This window comes from Micromonospora sp. NPDC047465 (genome assembly GCF_040643125.1).
Taxonomy (GTDB): domain Bacteria; phylum Actinomycetota; class Actinomycetes; order Mycobacteriales; family Micromonosporaceae; genus Micromonospora.
The window spans coordinates 1-5,168 of sequence record NZ_JBEYTP010000108.1; the positions used below are offsets into that span (position 1 = coordinate 1).

Sequence of the window (5,168 nt, forward strand, 5' to 3'; positions counted from 1 at the left end):
CACCGCCTTCGGGGTCATGCCGGCCTGCCGCCACAGCCGCGCCAGACCCACGCCGACGGCGAACAACGCCGGCTGGGCCACCTCGGAACGGCCCAGCCAAGAGTCGTCGGTGTCCGTCAGCACCGCGCGGATGTCGATATCGAGCCACCGGTCGAACTCCGCCTGACACTCGGCGAGGGCCTCGTCGAACACCGCGCAGGCGCCGATCAGCTCCGCCGCCATCCGCACGTGCTGCGCGCCCTGGCCGGGGAACACCCAGACCGGGCCCTCGCCCGGCTCACCCGCCACCCCCGTGACGACGGTGCCGGCCGGGGTGCCGGCGGCAACCGCGTCCAACCCGGCCAACAACTGCGCCGGGTCGGTGGCCACCACCGCCGCCCGGTGCTCGAACGCCGACCGCGTGGTCGCCAACGACCAGGCCAGCCGGGCCGGGTCGACGTCGCCGTGGTCACGGACGTACCGGGCGAGCCGGGCCGCCTGCTCCCGCAGCGCGGACGCGGACCGGGCCGACAGCGACCAGACCGTGGCGGAGGAGGCGAGCAGGGCAGGCTGCTGCGCCACGGGCACCAGCGCGGCGGCGGGGTCGGTCGCCGCCACCGGGGCGGTCTCCCCGGCGGCGGCGCCCGCGCCGGACGCCACCGGGGCGGTGGTGGCGTCCGGGGTCTCCTGGGGTGCCTCCTCAATGATCACGTGGGCGTTGGTGCCGCTCATCCCGAACGAGGAGACACCGGCGCGGCGGGCCTGCTCCCCGCGCGGCCACGGCAGCGCCTCGGTCAGCAGCGACACCGCGCCGGCCGACCAGTCGACGTGGGGGGTGGGCTCGTCGACGTTCAGGGTGGCCGGCAGCGTGTCCTGCCGCAGGGCCATGACCATCTTGATCACCCCGGCGACGCCGGCGGCGGCCTGGGTGTGGCCGATGTTCGACTTCACCGAGCCGAGCCGCAGCGGGCGGTCCGCCGGCCGCCCCTGGCCGTACGTGGCGAGCAGGGCGGTGGCCTCGATCGGGTCGCCGAGGCTCGTGCCGGTGCCGTGCGCCTCCACCGCGTCGACCTGCTCCGGGGAGAGCCGCGCGCTGGCCAGGGCCTGGAGCACGACCCGCTGTTGGGACGGGCCGTTGGGGGCGGTGAGGCCGTTGGACGCGCCGTCCTGGTTGACGGCACTGCCGCGCACCACGGCGAGAACGGGGTGGCCGTTGCGGCGGGCGTCGGAGAGCCGCTCCACGAGCAGCATGGCGGCGCCCTCGCCCCAGGCGGTGCCGTCGGCGCCGGCGGCGAACGCCTTGATCCGCCCGTCGGGGGCGAGCCCGCGCTGGCGGGAGAAGCCGACGAATGCGCTGGGGGTGGACAGGATGGTGGCGCCGCCGGCCAGCGCGAGGGTGCACTCGCCCTGACGCAGGGCGTGGCAGGCCAGGTGCAGCGCGACGAGGGACGACGAGCAGGCGGTGTCGATGGAGACGGCGGGGCCCTCGAGCCCGAGCGCGTACGCGATGCGGCCGGAGACCACGCTGGCGGCGGTGCCGGTGAGGACGTACCCCTCGACGCCGGGCGGGGGCGACTGGAGCAGCGCCGCGTAATCCTGGACGGTGGTGCTGGCGAAGACGCCGACCTGGTGGCCGCGCAACGTGGCCGGGTCGATGGCGGCGTGTTCGAACGCCTCCCACGAGGTCTCCAGCAGCAGCCGCTGCTGCGGGTCCATGCCCAGCGCCTCACGTGGGGAGATGCCGAAGAAGCCGGGGTCGAACTCGGTGGCCGAGTCGAGGAACCCACCCTGTGCCACGTACGAGGTGCCGGGGTGGTCGGGGTCCGGGTGGATCAACCGCTCCAGGTCCCAGCCGCGGTTGGTGGGAAAGTCGGACATGGCGTCGCGGCCGGAGGCGACCAGCCGCCACAGGTCCTCGGGCGAGCGCACCCCGCCGGGAAAGCGGCAGCCGATACCGACGATGGCGATGGGCTCCCGGTGGGCCGCCTCGAGTTCTCCGAGCTTCCTCCTGGTCTGGTGGAGGTCCGCGGTAACCCATTTCAGGTATTCCCGGAGAGTGTCTTCAGTCGCCATTAGCGCCACCTTTTCGGGCCGGAAAAAGACGACCAGATACCGTCCACAGACGCTTCAAGCCGCGACACCACAGCCCATTCAGCCCGACCACGAATTGCAATAATCAACAGCGTTGCAGTGCCCACCAGGTCCTACTTCCCGGAGGAAGGTAAGTTCCGGCCGGCAGCGGTCACAACCCCTAGCGTCCCCTACGGCCGCCCCTAGCAGGACCACCGCCGGAGCGGTCGCAGGCTGGCCTGCCAACGCCCCGCCGCCGGCCCCGCGGGGCCGGCGGCGGTGGCAATGTCAGCCGCCGCGGCCGGCCCCGTGGGCGCGCCCCACAAATGGGCGACCAATTGTTCAGAAAACCCCGCCGGCATTGCCGCCGGGACCGCCGAGCTCCCGATGGATGAATTCGAAGATCTCGGCGTCGCTGGCCCCCTCGAGCGTCTGCGTCACGGGGGCCTCGGCCGGTGCGGGCCGGTCCTCGCCCCAGCGGGCGATGAACGCCTGCAACTGCACCAGCAGCTTCTGCCGGGTCAGCTGGTCCGGGGCGCTGGCGGCGAACAGGCCGTCCAGTTTCTCCAGTTCCGACAGCAGGCCGGCGGTCGCGGTCGCCCCCTCCTCCACCACGAGGGTGCGCAGGTGGCGGGCCAACGCCAGCGGGGTCGGGTAGTCGAAGACCACGCTGCCCGGCAGGCTCACCCCGGTGGCCGCCCGGAGCCGGTTACGCAGCTCCACCGCGGTCATCGAGTCGAAGCCGACCTCACGGAACGCCCGCGCCGGGCCGAGCTCGCCGGTGCCCGGGTGGCCGAGCACCGCCGCGGCCTGGGTGACCACGAGGTCGACCAGGACGGCGTCCCGCTCCGCGTCGGCGAGCGGCCGCAGCCGCTCGCGCAGCGCGGCGGCGGCCCCGTCGTCGGCCGGCTCGTCGGTGTGCAGGCCGCGCAGCGCCTCCTGCGCCTCGGGAACCTCGCCGAACAGCGGCCGGGCCCGCACGGCGGCGACGGCCGGCACGAACCGGTCCCACCGCACGTCGGCCACGACGAGCTGCGCGCCGTCGGCCACGGCCCGGCGCAGCGCGGCGACCGCCAGCTCCGGGTCCATGCCGGGCAGGCCGCGCCGGCCGAGCTGCTCCAGGTCGGCGTCGGCGAGGCCGTCCGCCCAGGGGCCGAACGCCACCGACGTCACCGGCAGGCCGGCGAGGCGCCGGTTGGCGGCGAGAACCTGGAGCAGGGCGTCGCCGGCCGCCTGGCCGGAACGGCCGCCGGAGCCCCACACCCCCGAGGTGGACGAGCAGAGCACCAGCGCCCCCAGGGCCCGGTTCTCCAGCTCGTCGGCGTACCGGGGGATGTCGCCGACGGTGGCGAGCAGGTCCGCGGCGAGGTCGGCGAGGGTCAGCTCGGCCAGCGGCACGGTGCCGGTGTCGGCCGGTACGTGCACCAGCGCGGTCACCGGCCGCCCGTCGGCGGCGAGCTGCTCCATCCGGTCGGTCAACTTCCCGCCGGCCGGCTGGTCCAGCGGCACCACGGCGGCGCCGTGCCGGTCCAGCCAGGCGGTGGTGTGCCGGGTGACCGCCCCCGCCCCGCCGGTCATCAGGACGGTGCCCTGCGGGGACCAGCCCGTACCCCCGGCCGGGCCGGTGGCCCGCACCAGGCGCCGCACGTGCACGCCGGACGCGCGGACCACGAGCTGGTCCTCCCCCTCCACGTTGGTCAGCGCGGCGACCAGCGCGGCGGAGTGCTCCCCGGTCACGGCGCCGGGCAGGTCGACGAGGCCCCCGACGTGCCGAGGGTGTTCCAGCGCCGCGGCCAGGCCGAGGCCCCAGGTGGTGGCCTGCCACGGCCGCGTCGCCGGCTCGTCGTCGCTGGCGACCGCCCCGGTGGTGGCCAGCCACAGTGGCGCCCCGGCCTCCCGGCCGGCGTGCGCCTGGAGGAGCAGCAGGTTCGCCGCGAGCCCGGACGGCAGCGCGTCCTGCTCGGGGTGCGGCGCCTCGTCGAGGGCGAGCAGCGACAGCAGCGCCGTCGGCTGGTGCTCCGCGCAGGCCCGGTCGAGGTCGGCGGCGAGACCGTCCCGGTGAGCCGTCGCCGGGTCCACCGTGAGGACGTGCACGGCGGCTCCCCCCGCCCGCAGCGCGTCGGCGACCGTTTCCGTGGTTTCCCGCGGCGGCGCGACCAGCAGCCAACGGCCCGGCTCGCCGCCAGTCAACCGCTGCTGCCGCCAGGTGACCCGGTACCGCCACCCGGTGAGCGTGCCGTCCTGCCGCTGCTGGCGCCGCCACGACTCCAGCTCCGGAAGCAGTTCCTTCAGCGGCTGGCTGGCGTCGATACCCAGCCGGTCCAGGTCGCCGTCGGTGACCGCCCGCCAGAACTCGGTGTCGGCCTGGTCCGCGGCCCCGCCGAGCGGCGTGGCCAGGGTCGGCCAGTACCGCTGCGGCTGGAACGCGTACGTGGGCAGCTCCGGCAGGTCGCGCACGGCCGGCCGGGGGCCGGCGAGCGGCGTCAGCACGGCCGCCCAGTCCACGTCCCGGCCGGTCGCGTACCGGGTCGCGACGGCGGTCAGCAGCGCCGTCACCTCCGGCACACCGACCCGCAGGGTGGCGACGGCGGTGGCGCCGTCGGGGAGCACGTCGGCGTTCATCGGCGTCAGCACGGCGGCTGGGCCGATCTCCAGGTAGATGTCCACGCCGGCGTCCCGCAGGGCGTGGATCCCGTCGGCGTAGCGTACGGCCTCCCGGACGTGCCGCACCCAGTAGTCGACCGTGCGGATCTCGTCGCCGTCGGCCAGCGCCCCGGTCAGGTTCGACACGACCGGCAGCAGCGGCGGCCGGAAGGCGAGGCCCTCCAGGACGGACCGGAACTCGGCCAGCATCGGCTCCATCAGCGGACTGTGGAACGCGTGACTGACGGTCAACCGGCGCGTCCGCACGCCCCGGTCCCGCCAGGCAGCCTCCACCCCGTCCAGGGCCGTCAGATCGCCGGACACCACGACGGACGTCGGGCCGTTCACGGCAGCGATCCCCACCCGGTCGACCAACCCGTCCAGCGTGGACAACACATCGACCTCGGCCGCGTTCACCGCCAGCATCCCGCCACCGGCCGGCAACGCCTGCATCAACCGACCCCGGGCGGCGACCA

At 75.3% G+C, this 5,168-nt stretch carries 2 protein-coding genes; both read right to left on the bottom strand.

The genetic code is table 11. The annotated features are described in order from the left end of the window. Positions 1-2,052, bottom strand: a 2,052-nt coding sequence (locus tag ABZ793_RS34495; RefSeq protein WP_357465162.1) for a type I polyketide synthase, incomplete at its 3' end; no start/stop codon positions are given. Between the two features lie 339 nt (positions 2,053-2,391). After that, on the bottom strand, positions 2,392-5,168 hold a 2,777-nt coding region (locus tag ABZ793_RS34500), incomplete at its 5' end, for an acyltransferase domain-containing protein (RefSeq protein WP_357465164.1).